The organism is Phreatobacter stygius, assembly GCF_005144885.1.
Taxonomy (GTDB): domain Bacteria; phylum Pseudomonadota; class Alphaproteobacteria; order Rhizobiales; family Phreatobacteraceae; genus Phreatobacter; species Phreatobacter stygius.
Genome location: NZ_CP039690.1, coordinates 3,192,821 through 3,209,673 on the forward strand (window position 1 = coordinate 3,192,821; position 16,853 = coordinate 3,209,673).

Below are 16,853 nucleotides of genomic sequence, written 5' to 3' on the forward strand. Positions count from 1 at the left end.
GGTCATCAGCTTCGAATGGGGTCATCGTGGATCTGTCAGGCGGCATCTATCAGGCTTGGGCGATCAGCGCACGGGCTCGTTCGAGATCGGCCGGCGTGTCGACACCCAGCGGCACGGCATCGACGACAGCGACATCGATGCGCATGCCGTTTTCCAGCGCGCGCAGCTGCTCGAGCCGCTCGCGTTTTTCGAGCGGCGCCGGCGGCAGCGCGACGAAACGGTCGAGGGCGGCGCGCCGATAGGCGTAAAGCCCGATATGGTGATAGAGCGGCCCGTCGCCCGATGGCGCCGTGGCGCGGGTGAAATAGAGCGCCCGGAGCCGGCGGTCGCCGAGCGGCGTGCCGATCACCTTGACCACATTGGGATTGTTGATCTCCTCGTGGCGGGTGATCACCGCCGCCAGCGTGCCGATGTCGACCAGGGGATCGTCGAGCAGGTCGGCCGAGGCGCGCACCACCTTCGGGTCGATGGTCGGCAGGTCGCCCTGGACATTGACGATGCGCTCGATCAGCCGGTCCGGGTCGACCAGGTCGGCCGCTTCCCGGATCCGGTCGGAGCCGGTCGGATGATCGGCGCGGGTCATCACGGCGCGACCGCCAGCGGCCTCGACCGCCGCGACGATCTCGGCCGAATCGGTCGCCACCACCACCGGACCGAGGCCGGCCGCTTCGGCCCGCCGCATGACCTGCACGATCATCGGCTGTCCGCCGATATCGGCGAGCGGCTTGCCCGGCAGGCGCGAGGCGCTCATGCGCGCGGGGATCAGGACGATAGAGGTTGTCATCGAGGGATTTTGGGGTAGAAGGCCAGTTTGGAGGCGTCAAAAAGTAGCATGCGAGAAGCGTGCTTATACGGGTTGCCTCCAGAGGAGCAAATTGGATAGTGTCCGCGCCGAATTGGCCGGCGTCATCCGCGCGGGTTTTTGCGCACTCCTTTTAATGTCGACGCGTCGCCGGTTGCCTGGAGCTTGTCCCGATGGACGGATTTGAATTCAACAAGATCGCGATGGCTCTGCTGCTGGTGGGGACGAGCACGCTTGGCGGCAGCATTCTCGCCAATGACGTGATCTTCAAGCCGACCAAGCCGGCAAAACCCGGTTTCGAGGTTGCCGTTGCGGCAGCGCCGGCTGCTGGCGCGGCCGCTGCTGCGGCCGCCCCGGCCAAGCCGATCGCCGAGATCATGGCCTCGGCCAATCCGGCCAACGGGGCCGCCGTGTTCCGCCAGTGCCAGGCCTGCCACAATGCCACCAAGGGCGGTCCGAACGGCGCCGGCCCAGGCCTTTACGGTATTGTCAGCCGCCCGCATGCCGCTTCGCCCGGCTTCAATTATTCGGCCGCCATGAAAGGCAAGAGCGCGGAGCCCTGGAGCTTCGAGGCGCTGTTCGCCTTCCTCGGCTCGCCGCGCACCGCCATTCCCGGCACCACCATGTCGTTTGCCGGCATCCGCTCCGAGCAGCAGCGCGCCGACCTTCTGGCCTATCTGGCGCAGCAGGCCGATACGCCGGTCGCGCTGCCGAAATAGGCCTCCAGACCAGGTCGAGATCGCAAGGCCGGGGCTCGCCCCGGCCTTTTGCTTTGACGGCGAGGGCATCAAGGCGCACCCTTCCGCAGCGGATTTGAGCCTGAATCGGTCTCGAATCGACCCATGACATCGCTCTGCCATGGCATTATCCTAGGCGAGTCCTATTTCCGCCACGCTTAACCCGTTCGAACGGCAGGTCTTTGCCCCCATTCAAGGTTGAACAATGCCGACCATCGCACTCGTCGACGACGACCGGAACATTCTGACCTCGGTCGCGATCGCGCTCGAAGCCGAAGGTTATCGGATCGTGACCTACAATGACGGGGCTTCCGCGCTCGACGGATTCAAGCAGTCGCCGCCGGACCTCGCCATCCTCGACATCAAGATGCCGCGCATGGACGGCATGGAGCTGTTGCGCCGCCTGCGCCAGAAGACCGACATGCCGGTGATCTTCCTCACCTCCAAGGATGAGGAGATCGACGAACTGTTCGGCCTGAAGATGGGCGCCGACGATTTCATCCGGAAGCCGTTCTCGCAGCGCCTGCTGGTCGAGCGCGTCAAGGCGGTGCTGCGTCGTGCCCAGGCCAAGGATCCGGCCGCCGAAGCCAAGACCGACGCCAAGGTGCTGGAGCGCGGCAAGCTGCGCATGGATCCGGAGCGCCATACCTGCACCTGGGACGGCCATCAGGTGACGCTCACCGTCACCGAGTTCCTGATCCTGCAGGCCCTGGCCACGCGTCCCGGCGTTGTGAAGAGCCGCAACGCACTGATGGATGCGGCTTACGACGATCAGGTCTATGTCGACGACCGCACCATCGACAGCCACATCAAGCGCCTGCGCAAGAAGTTCAAGGTGGTCGATGACGACTTCGAGATGATCGAGACGCTTTACGGCGTCGGCTACCGCTTCAAGGAGTGAGGCGGACCGCCTCGCTGCAACGCTCATGCTCGATCGGACGCCGCAAACTGCTCTTGAAGGCTCGCCCGTGGCCTTGAACATGCGGTCCGGGCGGCCCTGGACCCGGCTCGTCCATGTGCTCGCGCGCGGCATGCGCGCGGTGCTGAACCGGTCGTTCTCCAGCCTCACCCGCCGCATCGTGCTGCTCAATCTGGCGGGGCTGGTGGCCTTGGTCTCCGGCATTCTCTGGCTGTCGCAGTTTCGCGCCGGCCTGATCGAGTCGCGGGCGCAGAGCCTGCTGGTGCAGGGCGAGATCATCGCCGGCGCCATTGCCGCATCCGCCGCGGTCGACGGCTCGGTCATTCCGATCGATCCCGACAAGCTGTTCGAGATGCAGCTCGGCGGCTCCGGCGCCTCGGTCGACGATCCGAGCGCGCTCCTGGAATTCCCGATCAATCCCGAGCGTGTCGCCCCGGTGCTGCGCCGCCTGACCGGGCCAACCGAGACCCAGGCGCGCATCTATGACCGCGAAGGCAATCTCATTCTCGACAGCCGCAACCTCTATGGCCGCGGTGATATCTCGACCTTCGACCTGCCGCCGATCGGCCAGAAGCCGCCATTTTATGAGAAATGGTGGAACGAGGTCCGCCGCTTCCTGCGCGGCGGCGGCGATTTCCCGATCTATCGCGATGTCGGCTTTCGCAACGGCAAGATCTATCCGGAGGTTGCCCAGGCGCTGAGCGGCCAGAAGGGCAGCATGGTCAGGGTCAATGACCGCGGCGAGGTGATCGTTTCCGTAGCGATCCCGGTCCAGCGTTTCCGCGGCGTGCTCGGCGTGCTGCTGCTCAACACCCAGGGCGGCGAGATCGACGCGGTGATCGACGCCGAGCGGTTCCAGGTGCTGCGCGTCTTCCTGGTCGCCGCCTTCGTCATGGTGGTGCTGTCGATCCTGATGGCGCGAACCATTGCCGGCCCGGTCCGCAAGCTTGCCGACGGCGCCGAGAAGGTGCGCCGCCACCATCGCTCGCGCGAGGAAATCCCCGATTTCAGCCACCGCCGCGACGAGATCGGCCATTTGTCGCGGTCGCTGCGCGACATGACCGACGCGCTTTATGCGCGCATCGCCTCGATCGAGAGCTTCGCCGCCGATGTCGCCCATGAACTCAAGAACCCGCTGACCTCCCTGCGCTCGGCGGTCGAGACCTTGCCGCTCGCCAAGTCGGACACCTCGCGATCGCGCCTGCTCGAGGTGATCCAGCACGACGTCAGGCGGCTGGACCGGCTGATCACCGACATTTCCGATGCCAGCCGGCTGGATGCCGAGCTGCAACGCCAGGAGGCCACCAAGGTCGATGTCGCCAAGCTGCTCAGCACGCTTGTCACCATCGCCAACGAGGTCAAGCGTGCCGACGGCGTCAAGGTTTCCCTGAGTTTCGAGGGTGGCCGGCCGCAAGATTTCGTCGTGCCGGGCCATGACAGCCGGATCAGCCAGGTCGTCACCAATCTGGTCGACAATGCCCGCTCGTTCTCGACTGCCGGCGGCGAGGTCAGGGTCACCGCCCGCAAGCTGAAGGGCGCCGTCGAGATCACCGTCGAGGATGACGGCCCGGGCATTCGTCCCGATGCGCTGCAGCGCATCTTCGAGCGCTTCTACACCGATCGCCCGCACCAGGATTATGGCCAGAATTCCGGCCTCGGCCTGTCCATTTCCCGGCAGATCATCGAGGCCCACGGCGGTCGCATCTGGGCCGAGAACCGGCCCGGTCCCGATGACGACGAGGGCGAACCGACCAGCCTCGGTGCCCGCTTCGTCGTGCGCCTGCCGGCGGTCTGACGATGCCAGAAAGCGCCGGCCGCACGGTTCACGCAAGCGCCGTCCTGGTTGGCGCCAAGGCCGTGCTGATCCGCGGCGCTTCGGGCGCCGGCAAGTCGCGCCTGGTGCTCGGCCTGATCGACGCGGGGCGCTCCGGCGGGCTGGCTTTCGCCAGGCTTGTCGCCGACGACCGGGTCCGCCTCGAAGCGGCTCACGGCCGGCTGCTGGTCAGCGCACCTCAGCCGATCGCGGGCCTGGTCGAAGAGCGCGGCCGGGGCGTGATGGCCTGTGCCTACGAGGCCATGGCGGTGGTCGGTCTGGTCGTCGATCTCGATGCCGGCGATGCGGCCCGCATGCCGGACCCCCTGGCGCTGCAGACCGTCGTCGAAGGCGTCATAGTGTCGCGGCTTCCCGTGGCCCCGGGTTGCGATCCGCTGCCGCTTGTGCTCTCGCTATTGCAAGGGAGGCGATGACATGAGGCCAGTGTTGCTGCGGCGCACCAATCTGCAATCGTTCGCAACGGTGGGCCTTGCGCTTGCCGGTAACATGGTGATCATATCCGCCTCTTTCGTGATATTGCGCGCAAGTTTTGGCGCGCGGAGTGCCGGATGATCGGTCTCGTCATCGTCACGCATGGTCAACTCGCCATCGAGTTCCGCGCCGCCATGGAACATGTGGTGGGACCACAGCGCCAGGTCGAAACGGTGGCCATAGGGCCGAATGACGACATGGATCAGCGTCGTCGCGACATCATCGCGGCCGTCGATCACGTCGATACCGGCGACGGTGTGGCCGTGCTGACCGACATGTTCGGCGGCACACCGTCCAACCTGGCCATTTCCGTCATGAACGGCCGTGCGGTCGAAGTGATCGCCGGCATCAATCTGCCGATGCTGGTCAAGCTGGCCACCGTGCGCGGCGAGAAGCCGCTGCAGGAAGCCGTGCTGCACGCCCAGGAGGCGGGCCGCAAATATATCAACATCGCCAGCCGCGTGCTTGCGGGTCATTGAGCGATGCGGGTGGACGACAAGGCGAGAGCGTCTGCAGGCGCCGACGGAGGAGCAGGGGATTTCCGATGGCGGATAACGAGACCGACTGTCCGCCGGATGCGCCGGCCGCCGAGGGCGAGATCGTCCGTGAGGTGCCGATTCTCAACAAGCGCGGCCTGCATGCCCGCGCCTCGGCCAAATTTGTCGCCTGCGCCGACCGGTTCGATGCCGCGGTGAGCGTTTCCCGCTGCGGCGAGACCGTCGACGGCACCTCGATCATGGGCCTGATGATGCTGGCCGCCGGCATTGGCACCTCGATCACCGTCAGGGCGACCGGCCGTGAGGCCTCGGAAGCCATCGACGCCATTGCCGTCCTGGTCGCCGACCGGTTCGGCGAAGGCGAATAGCAGCGTTCAGGCCGCGCGCCCTTGCCCGGCCGGAAGGCCCGTGCGAAAAACCTGGATGAGCGAAACGCCGCCCGCCCCGACCCGCGTCGCCCCATCGATCGGCGCGCGTGGCATCGAGAAATTCCTGTTCGCCGGCCGCTGGCTGATGGCGCCGTTCTATATTGGCCTGATCATTGGCCTGGCGCTTCTGGTGATCACCTTCCTGCGCGAATTGGCGCATCTGGTCATGCATATCCCGACCGCCAAGGAGTCCGATGTCATTCTGGGCATCCTGACGCTCGTCGACCTGTCGCTGGCCGGCAATCTGGTGATCATGGTGGTGTTCTCCGGTTATGAGAACTTCATCTCCAAAATGCACCACGTGCACGAGGACGATCGGCCGGAATGGATGGGCATGATCGATTTTTCGGGGCTGAAGCTCAAACTTCTGGCCTCGATCGTCGCCATTTCGGCGATCCATCTGCTCAAGGCCTTCATGAATATCGGCGCCATGACGGACCGCGACGTGACCTGGCTGCTGCTCATCCATGTGGTCTTCGTCACCTCGGGCGTGTTCCTTGCGCTGTCGGACAGATTGACGGGTCCCTCGCATTGACGAGGCCGCGATGACCGATTGGCGCTCTTTCTGGGACGGCGAACACGCGATCTACGTGAACGCGACGCACAAGGCCGTCCACTACAAGGCGATCGCCGACGGTATTCTCCGCCATCTCGCCGAAACCGGCGCCGGGCCGGATGCGGTGGTGCTCGATTATGCCTGCGGCGAAGCGCTGGAGGCCGGTCGGATCGCCCAGGCCTGCGGGCGCCTGGTCCTGTGCGACGGCGCGCCTTCGGTGGTTGCCCGGCTGAGAGACCATTTCGGTGGCCTGCCGGATGTCATTGCAAGCGTGCTGCCGGAAGAGCTCGACAGCGTGCTGGCCGATCACGCGGCCGATCTCATCATGGTCAGTTCGCTCATCCAATATCTGACGCGCGCCGATCTCGGCGCCCTGCTCGACCGGTTCAGGGCCAAGCTGAAGCCATCGGGCCGGCTGGTCATCGCCGACGTCATTTCGCCCGATACCGGCATCGTTGCCGATGTCGGCTCGCTGTTGCGCAACGCCGCCGCTCACGGCTTCCTGTTCGCGGCAATCGCCGGCCTCGCCGCCACCGCCATCTCGCCTTATCGCAAGATCCGCAGCGAGCTGGGCCTGTCGACCTATTCGCAGGCCGACATGCTCGGCCTGTTCGCCGAGCACGGTTTTGCGGCGGAGCGTTATCAGGTCAATCTCGGCCTGACGCCGCACCGCATGACCTTCGTCGCGCGGCCGTCCTAAGCGTCGAATTTCCGGCCATGCCGGTGAATTGACTCTTTTTCGGCCTTTCTGCATACCGATCACCCCGTTCGTCCAAACGAACGATCTTGGTTCCGGTGCTCTCATGAACCCGATTTTCGCCGATATCCCCACCACCGTTTTCGAGGTCATGTCGCAGCTCGCCCGTGAGACCGGCGCGATCAATCTCGGCCAGGGTTTTCCCGACGATCCGGGGCCGGCCGACGTGCGCCAGAAAGCCGCCGAGGCCGTCGTCTCGGGCTGGAACCAATATCCGCCGATGATGGGCCTGCCGGAGCTGCGCCAGGCGGTCTCCACCCACTATGCCCGCTTCCAGGGGCTGAAGCTCGATCCCGACCAGGAGGTGATGATCACCTCGGGCGCGACGGAAGCGATCGCCGGCGCGCTGTTCGCGCTGATCGAGCCGGGCGACGAGGTCGTGCTGTTCCAGCCGATGTACGACGCCTATCTGCCGCTGGTGCGCCGGGCCGGCGGCGTGCCGCGCTTCGTCACGCTCAAGCCGCCGCACTGGCGTTTCGACGAAGCCGATCTCGCCGCGGTCTTCTCGGCCAGGACCAAGGTCGTGCTGTTCAACAATCCGCTCAATCCCTCGGCCTCGGTCTTCCCGCGCGAGGACCTGGAGCTGCTCGGCCGCTTCTGCGAACGTTTCGGCGCAACCGTCGTCTCCGACGAGGTCTGGGAGCATGTGATCTTCGACGGCGCCAGGCACGTCTCGGTGCTGGCCGTCGACAGCCTGCGCGAGCGCGCGGTGAAGATTGGCTCGGCCGGCAAGATCTTCTCGTTGACCGGCTGGAAGGTCGGCTTCGTGGCGGCCGCGCCGGCCCTTCTGAAAGTGCTGGCCAAGGCTCACCAGTTCCTCACCTTCACCACGCCGCCGAACCTTCAGGCTGCGGTGGCCTATGGGCTGGCCAAGGACGACGACTATTTCATCGGCATGCGCGCCGACCTGGAGCGGGCCCGCGACCTGTTCGCGGCCGGGCTTGCCGGCGCCGGTTTCGAGGTCCTGCCGAGCGCGGCGACCTATTTCATCAATATCGATCTCGCGCCCGCCGGCATTACCGACGACGTCGCCTTCTGCCGCAAGCTGGTCACCGAGCATGGCGTCGCGGCGATCCCGGTGTCGGCCTTTTATGCACAGACGCCGGTCACCTCGGTGGTGCGCTTCTGCTTCGCCAAGAAGAACGAGACCCTGAACGGCGCCCTGGAGCGGCTTGCCCAGGTGTTCTCGCGCGCCGCCTGAACCCTGGCGGCCGACCAGCGACCTGCCGGCAAAATCCCGGCAGGCGATCCGGCCCGGCTCAGGCCACTGCCAGCGACGGCTGCGCCTCGACAGTGGCGCACAGCTCGGCGATCGAAATCCTGTCGAGCTCGGCGAAGAACCGGCGTTCGGCCTCGGCGATCGCCGGCTCGACCACGGTGGTGACCAGCAGCGCGATCTCTTCGGGCTCGTCCTCGCTGGCCGTGGCGACGGCGCGCGCGATCTCGCCGCAACTGATCTTGCGACGGTCGCGGGCAATATCGTAGCCGCCGCGTGGCCCGCGCAACCCTTTCAGGATGCCGGCGCGGACGAGGCCCTGCAGCAGGGGCTCCAGATGGCGGGGCGGCAAGGCATGCCGCTGCGCCAAAGCTTTCGCGGCCACGGGCGCCTGGCGGCCGTAGATCGCGATATCGACGACGGCCGCTATGGCTAAGCGACCGCGGCGGGACAGGACGGACATGCAAACCTCAGCGTCGAGGGCTAACGTCGATTTCCCTTAGCGTAAGGTGAGCACATGTTGCCCGACTCAGAATAGGCAAGTTTTGCATACGACCTGTGATTGCAACGCAGGGGTCGTGCTTTAACGCCCGGTCGAACCAAAACCGCCGGAACCGCGAGATGTTTTATCCAATGTATCAGCTGGAATCAGCGTCGCACGGGTCACCGGCGCGATGACCAGCTGGGCGATGCGCTCGCCGCGGCGGATTGTCACAGGCTCCTCGCCGAGATTGATCAGGATGACCTTCACCTCGCCGCGATAATCCGCGTCGATCGTGCCGGGAGCATTGGCAACCGTAATGCCGTGCTTGAGCGCCAGGCCCGAGCGGGGCCGCACCTGGCCTTCGAAACCTTCCGGAATGGCCAGGGTCAGCCCGGTCGGAACGGCGGCCCGGGCGCGTGGCGCGAGCGTGACGGGCTCTGCATCGGGCAAGGCTGCGACCAGATCCATGCCGGCGCTGCCGCTGGTCTGGGCGGCGGGCAAGGGCAATCCCTCGCCATGGGCGAGCCGTTGCACCGGGATCGAAAGCGGCATGGTCATGATGTCTCGGTTTTCGCGTCTAGATTGTCGTTAGGGTGGTCTTGCCGGGAGCTTCGGCCGGCAGGCGGCGCGAGGCTCCGGTCAAGATCGGGTTCAAAGCCTCTTTCAAAGCCTTTTTCAAAGCCTCTTGGCGACGAGGGCGATGAGCGCGCGGGCGACATCGTCCTTGGACTGCCTGGCCCAGGTCTCGACGCCATCGGCCGAGACGATATGGACGGTATTGGCATCGCCGCCGAAGGTTCCGGTCGCGACGCCGACGTCATTGGCGACGATCAGGTCCGAGCCCTTGCGGGCGAGCTTGGCCCGGGCATTGTCGATGACCGCCTCGGTCTCGGCGGCGAAACCGACGACCAGCTGTGGCCGCTTGCTCGGGTGCTTGGCGACGGTCGCCAGAATGTCCGGGTTTTCGACGAAGGCGAGGCTCGGCGGGCCGGCCGGACCTTTCTTCAGCTTGGCGCCGGCGACGTCGGCGACACGCCAGTCGGCGACCGCCGCGGCGAAGATCGCGATGGTGGCCGGCAGCGCTTGCTCGACCGCCGTCAGCATGTCGCGGGCGCTTTCGACATGCACCACGGTGACGCCCACCGGGTCCGGCAGGTTGACCGGACCGGTGACCAGCACCACCTCGGCGCCAGCCTCGGCCGCCGCCTTGGCGATGGCATGGCCCTGCTTGCCGGAGGAGTTGTTGGACAGGTAGCGCACCGGGTCGATGGCTTCGCGCGTCGGCCCCGAGGTCACCACCACACGCTTGCCGACCAGCGGCCGGCTGACCGCCGGGTCCTGCATCATCCGCTCGATCGCCGCGATGATCTCATGCGGCTCGGCCATGCGGCCGGGGCCGAACTCGCCGCAGGCCATGCCCCCGTCATTCGGCCCGACCGTTTCGACACCGTCGCCCTTCAGGATGGCGAGATTGCGCTGGGTCGCCGGATGCAGCCACATGCGCACATTCATGGCCGGTGCCAGCAGCACCCGCTTGTCGGTCGCCAGCAGCGCCGTCGAGGCGAGGTCGTTGGCGAGGCCCTGGGCCATCTTGGCCATGAGATCGGCGGTCGCCGGCGCGACCACCATCAGGTCGGCGTCGCGCGACAGCTCGATATGGCCCATTTCGGCCTCGTCGGTCAGCGAGAACAGCTCCTGGTGGACCTTGCCGCCGCTGAGCGAGCCGACCGACAGTGGCGTGACGAACTCGGCGCCCGCCCTGGTCAGGATGCAGTGGACGCTGGCGCCGCGATCCTGCAAGCGGCGGATCAGTTCCAGCGACTTGTAGGCGGCGATGCCGCCGCCGATGATCAGAAGGATACGCTTGGACTGGAGCATGGTGAGATGAGCCCGGTCGCGAGGGGAGCGCGACCCTAACCGGTTGTTTGAACCGATCAAGGTCGCCTTTGAGCTATGGCGGAACAGTCAGCGGAACGGCGGTTCGTCGAAACTCCTGAGCTTGCGCGAGTGGATCGCGCCGCCGGTGCGCTTCAGCCGCTCGATGGCATCGAGCCCGACCAGCAGATGCTGCGCCACCGCATTGGCATAGAAGGCATTGGCGGCGCCGGGCAGCTTGATCTCGCCGTGCAGCGGCTTGTCGGAAACGCAGAGCAGCGTGCCGTAAGGCACCCGCAGCCGGTAGCCCTGGGCAGCGATCGTGCCGCTTTCCATGTCGACCGCAATGGCGCGCGACAGGTTGATCAGCCGCTTTTCCTGGGTGTAGCGCAGCTCCCAGTTCCGGTCGTCATTGGTCACCACCGTGCCGGTGCGCAGCCGGTGTTTCAGCGTGTCGCCGCTGGCCCCGGTCACCGCCGCGCAGGCTTCCTGCAAGGCGGTCTGGATCTCGGCCAGCGCGGGTATCGGGATTTCCGGCGGCACCAGCCCATCGAGAATGCGGTCGCGCCGGAGATAGGCATGGGCCAGCACATAGTCGCCGATCTCCTGGGCCTGGCGCAGGCCGCCGCAATGGCCGACCATCAGCCAGCAATGCGGCCTCAGCACCGCCAGATGGTCGGTCATGTTCTTGGCGTTGGACGGACCGACGCCAATATTGACCAGGGTCACGCCCGGCGTGCCGGTGCGCTCCAGATGATAGGCCGGCATCTGGAAGCGGTGCCAGGCCGAGGCCGCGATGCGCTCCACCGCGCCGTCGAGATTGCTCTGGTCGACGCTGAGTCCGCCCGGCGCGATCAGCCTGACGGCGCGGCCCTGGACGATCTCCTCGACCGACCAGGCGACGAACTGGTCGACATAGCGGTGATAATTGGTCAGCAGGATCCAGGGCTGCACGGACCGCCAGTCGGTGCCGGTGTAATGGACGATGCGGCGGAGCGAATAGTCGACCCGGACCGCGTCGAACAGCGACAGCGGCCGGCCGCTGACCGCCGATCCCTCATAGGTGCCGTCGGCGATTTCGTCGCCGACCAGCGCCAGCAGCGGCACCGGGAAGAAACGGGCGAGGTCGCCGGGCGTCGCGTTGCCGGCGGAGAACTCGTTGCCGCCGTCGAGCACATAGGGGTAGGGGATTTCCTGGGTGCTCGGCCGGACCTCGATGACCGCGCCATATTCCGACACCAGCGGGCGCAATTGGTCGAGCAGGTAGCGGCGGAACTCGCCGGGATGGGTCACCGTCGTGGTGTAGAGGCCGGGATGGGCGAACTTGCCATAGGCGCGACGGTTGCGCGGCGCCGCCCGGTCGGGGGCATAGGTGACCGCGAGTTCGGGATAGACGAAGCGGGTGCGCTCTTCCGTCGAGGGCGGCGGGCCGCCGTCGAGGAACCGCGCGAGTGCCGCGCGCAAGGCACCGGTCGCCTCGGCATAAAGCTGCTCCAGGAGGTCGACGGCGGTATCGGGGGTGAGCAATTGAGCCATGACTGAACATAGTCGCAGCTCGGGGCCGCCGGAAGGTGGCGCTTCAGCCGAGCAACAGATTGGCGGCCAGCAGGGCCGCGATCAGCCACAGCGCCACCGTGCTCCAGCGGTTGCGCCGGGCTTCCGCCTCGCCGATGCCCTTCAACGATTGCGGCGACAGCACGAAACCGTCGCGGGTCAGCTCGTCGACCCGCTCCGACAGCATGGCTGCGCGCGCGAGCAAGATCGGCACGTCGCCGACGATCTTGCCGAGCGTCAGCGCGCCTTCGCCGACATCCTGCAATCGCCCGACCGGCCCGAGATTGCGGCTGATCCACTCGCGCACCACCGGCTCGGCGGTCGACCACATGTCGAGTTTCGGGTCGAGCGAGCGCGCGACACCTTCCACCACCACCATGGTCTTCTGCAAGAGGATCAGCTCGGTGCGGGTGGTCATCTCGAAGATCGCCGTCACCTCGAACAGCAGCGACAAGAGCTTCGCCATGGAGATCTGGTCGGCGGTGCGCGAATGGATCGGCTCGCCGATCGCCCGGATCGCCTGGGCGAATTCGTCGATCGAATGGTGCCCGGGCACATAGCCGGCCTCGAAATGCACCTCCGCGACGCGGCGATAGGCCTTGGTGATGAAGCCGAGCAGGATCTCGGCCAGAAAGCGGCGCTCCTTCGGTCCGATCCGGCCCATGATGCCGAAATCGACCGCGACGAGATTGCCCCTCTCGTCGGCGAACAGGTTGCCCTGGTGCATGTCGGCATGGAAAAAGCCGTCGCGCAGCGCATGGCGCAGGAAGCTCTGGATCACGGTCCGGCCGAGCGCCTCCGGATCGATGCCGGCCTTGGCCAGCGCGTCGCGGTCGCCGAGCCGGATGCCGTCGATCCATTCAGTCGTCAGCACCAGCTTGCCGGTGCGGTTCCAGTCGACCTCGGGCACGCGAAAGGCCGGATCGCCCTTGGTCCGGTCGGCCATTTCCGAGGCCGCGGCCGCTTCCAGCCGCATGTCGAGCTCGATCGCCATGGACCGGGCGAGCGTATCGACGATGCCGATCGGCCTGAGCCGGCGGCTGTCGGGTGCGAAGCGTTCGGCGAAGCGGGCGGCGAAATAATAATCGGAGAGGTCGGCGCGGAACCGGTCGGCGACGCCGGGCCGCAGCACCTTGACCGCGACGTCGCGTTCGATGCCGTTGTCGCGGGTGCGCGCCTTGTGGACCTGCGCGACGGAGGCCGCCGCAATGGCCGGACCGAAGCTCGAGAACAGCTCCGAGACCGGCTGGCCCAGCGTTTCGCTGACGATCCGCTCGGCGTCCGCCTGGTCGAATGGCGGCACCTGGTCCTGCAGGGCCTCCAGGTCGCTGGCGATCGCCGGGCCGACCACGTCGGGCCGGGTCGACAAGAACTGGCCGAGCTTGACATAGGTCGGTCCGAGCCGGGTCAGTGCCGCGGTCAGCTTGTCGGAGCGTGTGCGGGAGCGCCGTCGCTCGATCAGGCGCGCCAGCCTCAGGCCGAGCCGGGCCGGCCGGGGCATGGTTTCCAGGTCGACCAGACCGAACACGCCTTCGCGGGCAAAGACGAAACCGGCGCGGCCGAGCCGCAGGATATGAACAAGTCCGCCGAGCAAGATCAGACCTTCCAGCCGCCATGCAGGCAGACAATGCCGCCGGTCATCGCCGTGACCTCGACACGGCCGAAGCCGGCCTTGCGGATCATCTCGGCGAAGGCCTCGGGACGCGGGAACTTGCGGATCGATTCGACCAGGTACTGGTAGGGTTCGGCATCGCCGGTCACCAGCCTGCCGAGCGGCGGAATGACGCTGAACGAATAGAAGTCATAGACGCGGTCGAGGCCTGGAACGACCTCGGGCGAGAATTCCAGCACCTGCAGCCGGCCGCCGGGCTTCAGCACGCGATAGGCCTCGTCGAGCGCCAGCTGGATGCGCGGCACGTTGCGGATGCCGAAAGCGATCGTGTAGCCGTCGAACGAGCCTGACGGAAACGGCAGCGCCTCGGCATTGCCCTGGACGAATTCGACACGGGCCGCGAGCCCGCGCTTGTCGGCGCGCTCCCGGCCGACCTTCAGCATCTCGCCGTTGATGTCGCAGACGGTGGCCTGGGCCGCCGCGCCCGCATCGACCACTTTGAAGGCGACGTCACCGGTGCCGCCGGCGACATCCAGATGGGCGAAGGGCCGGGTCCTGGAAATACCCAGCCGCGTTACCATCACGTCCTTCCAGACGCGGTGCAGGCCGGCCGACATCAGGTCGTTCATCAGGTCGTAGCGGCCGGCCACCTTGTGGAACACATCGTCGACCAGGCCCTGCTTGGCGTCGAGATCGACGCGGCGGAAACCAAAATCGGTGTCATGGGTGGCGGCGGACATTGCGAAGCCTCGTGAGTGCGGCGGGACCATAGCGGAACGCTCCGGCCGACGCTATGACGAGTGGGTCGCAGGGTTGACGCCCGCCCGATGCGGCGAAACGAGGCTGCGAACAGTCCATGCCTGAATTGCCTGAAGTCGAAACCGTCCGCCGCGGCCTTGCCCCGGTGATGGAGGGGGCGACGATCAGCCGCGCCGAGGTGCGCCGGAAGGATCTGCGCTTTCCTTTCCCCGAGAACTTCCGCGACCGGCTGACCGGCCGGCGCATCGAGAGCCTCGGCCGGCGTGCCAAATATTTGCTGGCCGATCTCGATGGCGGCGAGGTGATGATCATGCATCTCGGCATGTCCGGCTCGTTCCGTATCGAACAGCAGGTCGCCGGCGACTTCCATCACGCGCGCTCGCGCGATGCGGCGCACGACCATGTGGTGTTTCACATGAGTTCGGGCGCGATGGTCACCTATAACGACCCGCGCCGCTTCGGTTTCATGCTGCTGGCCGACCGGGCGAAGCTCCCCGAACACCCGCTCTTTGCCCATCTGGGCGTCGAGCCGACCGGCAACAGCCTGTCCGCCGACTATCTCGCCGGTCAGTTCAAGGACAAGCAGGCGCCGCTGAAGGCAGCCCTGCTCGACCAGTCGATCATCGCCGGCCTCGGCAATATCTATGTCTGCGAAGCCCTGTTCCGTTCCGGCCTGTCGCCGACGCGCAAGGCCGGAACCCTGGTGACCAAGGCCGGCGCGCCGAGCGTCCGTCTCGAGCGCCTGGTGCCGGTCATCCACGACGTCATCGCCGAAGCGCTCGAGGCTGGCGGCTCGACACTGCGCGACCATGCCCAGCCATCGGGCGAGCTCGGCTATTTCCAGCATCGCTTCCAGATCTATGACCGCGAGGGAGAAGCTTGCCTGAAGCCGGGTTGCGGGAACATTGTTCGCCGCATCGTGCAGTCGAACAGATCGACGTTCTACTGCCCGACCTGTCAGCGCTAGGAAAATGCCATGCTGAAGATCTGGGGCCGCGACAATTCGGCCAACGTGCAGAAGGTCATGTGGTGCGTCGGCGAACTCGGCCTTGCCCATGAACGGATTGACGCCGGCCGCCAGTTCGGTGTGGTCAACGAGCCCCACTACCGCGCCAGGAATCCGAACGGCCGGGTGCCGACGGTCGAGGACGAAGGCGTCGTCTTGTGGGAATCGAACGCGGTGTGCCGGCATCTGGCGCGCAAGCACGGCCGGCTGATGCCGGCGGCGCTGGCCGACAAGGCGCGTGTCGACATGTGGATGGACTGGCAGCAGACCGAAGCCATGACCGCACTCACGCCGGTCTTCTGGGGCCTGGTGCGGACCGCGCCCGACCAGCGCGACCACGCCGCCATCCAGGACGGCACGGCCAGATCGATTGCCGCCATGACCATCCTCGACGCCGAGCTTGGCCGTCACAGCCATGTCGTCGGTCATACCTTTTCGGTTGCCGATATCCCGCTCGGCGTCATGGCCTTCCGTTATTATGGCCTGATCCCGGACGCGCCGAAGCTTGTCCATCTCGACCGCTGGTATGCCTTGATGCTGCAACGGCCGGCGTTTCGCCGGCATGTGGCGGACATTCCGCTGACCTGACGCCGGCGCCGGTTCGGGGCTCCGGAAAGGCTGCGGCAATGGTGCCGTGCTTCGCGCGTTGACTTTTCCGTGGCGTCCTGCCTATAACCCGGCCGACTTGGGAGCGGCCCGCGCCCGGGGCGTGGTTCGTTTACGGACCGCCGCTGGCGAGCCACCCCGAACCCCATCCGATCGTTTTGATCAAGACCCGCGCGGAGATGTCCCGTGAAACGCACCTACCAACCCTCCAAGCTCGTGCGCAAGCGCCGGCATGGCTTCCGCGCCCGCATGGCTACCAAGGGCGGCCAGCGGATTTTGTCGGCGCGCCGCGCGCGTGGCCGCAAGCGCTTGTCGGCGTGACCCGTCGCGGCCGATTTTTCGGCCGGTCCGCCTGACGGGAGGACGACGATGATCGGTTTGACACCACCCAGCCGCCTCGTTCGTCGCGCCGATTTCATTGCCTGTTCCAAAGGCCGCCGTGTCGCAACGGCGGCCTTCGTCTTGCAGGAACGCCAGCGCGGCGACGCCGCGGCTCCGCGTTTCGGCTTCACGGTGACCAAGAAGACCGGCGGCGCCGTCGAGCGCAACCGCATGCGCCGCCGCCTCAAGGAGGCCGTGCGGCTCGGTGCGCGCGAGGCCGCCCGGCCCGGTTCCGATTATGTGCTGGTGCTCACCCGCGCCGCCCTCGATCGCCCCTTCGACACGCTCCTCACCGATCTGACCGAAGCGCTTCGGCGCTCGGCCGCGCCCAAGGCGCGCTGATCACCCCGATCTTTCCA

The 16,853-nt window shown here is 66.5% G+C and carries 20 protein-coding genes; 13 read left to right on the top strand and 7 right to left on the bottom strand.

Annotation, left to right across the window (positions count from 1 at the left end):
* Positions 1 to 49: 49 nt before the first annotated feature.
* The gene (locus E8M01_RS14885) at positions 50 to 784 is read right to left on the bottom strand and encodes a 3-deoxy-manno-octulosonate cytidylyltransferase (protein ID WP_136960826.1); all 735 of its coding nucleotides are present in this window, start codon (positions 782 to 784) and stop codon (positions 50 to 52) included.
* A gap of 191 nt (positions 785 to 975) precedes the next feature.
* Here E8M01_RS14885 and E8M01_RS14890 point away from each other — a divergent pair, with 191 nt between their 5' ends.
* The 9 genes from E8M01_RS14890 (at position 976) to E8M01_RS14930 (ending at position 8,202) form a co-directional block, all read left to right on the top strand.
* Positions 976 to 1,521, top strand: a complete 546-nt coding sequence (locus tag E8M01_RS14890; protein ID WP_136960827.1) for a c-type cytochrome — start codon at positions 976 to 978, stop codon at positions 1,519 to 1,521.
* A gap of 223 nt (positions 1,522 to 1,744) precedes the next feature.
* Complete coding sequence (locus E8M01_RS14895) at positions 1,745 to 2,440, top strand: response regulator transcription factor (protein ID WP_136960828.1); 696 nt, start codon at positions 1,745 to 1,747, stop codon at positions 2,438 to 2,440.
* 25 nt (positions 2,441 to 2,465) lie between these two features.
* Positions 2,466 to 4,253: a sensor histidine kinase gene (locus E8M01_RS14900; protein ID WP_136960829.1), complete on the top strand. Its 1,788-nt coding sequence runs from the start codon at positions 2,466 to 2,468 to the stop codon at positions 4,251 to 4,253.
* A gap of 2 nt (positions 4,254 to 4,255) precedes the next feature.
* Positions 4,256 to 4,705 (top strand): HPr kinase/phosphorylase, encoded by a 450-nt coding sequence (locus tag E8M01_RS14905; RefSeq protein WP_136960830.1) that lies wholly within the window; start codon positions 4,256 to 4,258, stop codon positions 4,703 to 4,705.
* Between the two features lie 135 nt (positions 4,706 to 4,840).
* A complete protein-coding gene (locus E8M01_RS14910) occupies positions 4,841 to 5,242 on the top strand; it encodes a PTS sugar transporter subunit IIA (protein ID WP_136960831.1) in 402 nt (133 codons plus the stop codon).
* A gap of 65 nt (positions 5,243 to 5,307) precedes the next feature.
* Positions 5,308 to 5,628: an HPr family phosphocarrier protein gene (locus E8M01_RS14915; protein WP_136960832.1), complete on the top strand. Its 321-nt coding sequence runs from the start codon at positions 5,308 to 5,310 to the stop codon at positions 5,626 to 5,628.
* Between the two features lie 55 nt (positions 5,629 to 5,683).
* Positions 5,684 to 6,223, top strand: a complete 540-nt coding sequence (locus E8M01_RS14920; RefSeq protein ID WP_136960833.1) for a TIGR00645 family protein — start codon at positions 5,684 to 5,686, stop codon at positions 6,221 to 6,223.
* 10 nt (positions 6,224 to 6,233) lie between these two features.
* Complete coding sequence (locus E8M01_RS14925) at positions 6,234 to 6,944, top strand: class I SAM-dependent methyltransferase (RefSeq protein WP_136960834.1); 711 nt, start codon at positions 6,234 to 6,236, stop codon at positions 6,942 to 6,944.
* 103 nt (positions 6,945 to 7,047) lie between these two features.
* Positions 7,048 to 8,202 carry an aminotransferase gene (locus E8M01_RS14930; RefSeq protein ID WP_136960835.1) on the top strand — a complete coding sequence of 385 codons (1,155 nt, stop codon included), beginning with the start codon at positions 7,048 to 7,050 and terminating at the stop codon, positions 8,200 to 8,202.
* A gap of 58 nt (positions 8,203 to 8,260) precedes the next feature.
* Here the strand turns inward: E8M01_RS14930 and E8M01_RS14935 are convergent, their stop codons facing one another.
* The 6 genes from E8M01_RS14935 to ubiE form a co-directional block, all read right to left on the bottom strand.
* Entirely contained in the window at positions 8,261 to 8,680 is a 420-nt protein-coding gene (locus tag E8M01_RS14935) for an RrF2 family transcriptional regulator (RefSeq protein ID WP_136960836.1), read from the bottom strand.
* A gap of 120 nt (positions 8,681 to 8,800) precedes the next feature.
* Complete coding sequence (gene dut / locus E8M01_RS14940) at positions 8,801 to 9,259, bottom strand: dUTP diphosphatase (protein WP_136960837.1); 459 nt, start codon at positions 9,257 to 9,259, stop codon at positions 8,801 to 8,803.
* A gap of 117 nt (positions 9,260 to 9,376) precedes the next feature.
* On the bottom strand, positions 9,377 to 10,579 hold the full coding sequence (coaBC, locus tag E8M01_RS14945) for a bifunctional phosphopantothenoylcysteine decarboxylase/phosphopantothenate--cysteine ligase CoaBC (RefSeq protein ID WP_136960838.1): 1,203 nt from the start codon (positions 10,577 to 10,579) through the stop codon (positions 9,377 to 9,379).
* A gap of 87 nt (positions 10,580 to 10,666) precedes the next feature.
* On the bottom strand, positions 10,667 to 12,112 hold the full coding sequence (locus E8M01_RS14950; protein ID WP_136960839.1) for an AMP nucleosidase: 1,446 nt from the start codon (positions 12,110 to 12,112) through the stop codon (positions 10,667 to 10,669).
* A 43-nt stretch (positions 12,113 to 12,155) separates the two neighbouring features.
* Positions 12,156 to 13,724, bottom strand: coding sequence for a 2-polyprenylphenol 6-hydroxylase (gene ubiB, locus E8M01_RS14955; protein ID WP_136960840.1), 1,569 nt, complete (start codon positions 13,722 to 13,724; stop codon positions 12,156 to 12,158).
* Positions 13,725 to 13,726: 2 nt separating this feature from the next.
* Positions 13,727 to 14,482 carry a bifunctional demethylmenaquinone methyltransferase/2-methoxy-6-polyprenyl-1,4-benzoquinol methylase UbiE gene (ubiE, locus tag E8M01_RS14960; RefSeq protein ID WP_136960841.1) on the bottom strand — a complete coding sequence of 252 codons (756 nt, stop codon included), beginning with the start codon at positions 14,480 to 14,482 and terminating at the stop codon, positions 13,727 to 13,729.
* A gap of 116 nt (positions 14,483 to 14,598) precedes the next feature.
* Here ubiE and mutM point away from each other — a divergent pair, with 116 nt between their 5' ends.
* The 4 genes from mutM to rnpA all read left to right on the top strand — a co-directional run bounded on the left by mutM (position 14,599) and on the right by rnpA (position 16,836).
* Positions 14,599 to 15,468 (top strand): bifunctional DNA-formamidopyrimidine glycosylase/DNA-(apurinic or apyrimidinic site) lyase, encoded by an 870-nt coding sequence (mutM, locus tag E8M01_RS14965; protein WP_136960842.1) that lies wholly within the window; start codon positions 14,599 to 14,601, stop codon positions 15,466 to 15,468.
* A gap of 9 nt (positions 15,469 to 15,477) precedes the next feature.
* Positions 15,478 to 16,095, top strand: coding sequence for a glutathione S-transferase family protein (locus E8M01_RS14970; RefSeq protein ID WP_136960843.1), 618 nt, complete (start codon positions 15,478 to 15,480; stop codon positions 16,093 to 16,095).
* Between the two features lie 204 nt (positions 16,096 to 16,299).
* The gene (gene rpmH, locus E8M01_RS14975) at positions 16,300 to 16,434 is read left to right on the top strand and encodes a 50S ribosomal protein L34 (RefSeq protein WP_136960844.1); all 135 of its coding nucleotides are present in this window, start codon (positions 16,300 to 16,302) and stop codon (positions 16,432 to 16,434) included.
* Between the two features lie 48 nt (positions 16,435 to 16,482).
* Positions 16,483 to 16,836, top strand: coding sequence for a ribonuclease P protein component (gene rnpA, locus E8M01_RS14980; RefSeq protein WP_136960845.1), 354 nt, complete (start codon positions 16,483 to 16,485; stop codon positions 16,834 to 16,836).
* The last annotated feature ends 17 nt before the right edge of the window (positions 16,837 to 16,853 follow it).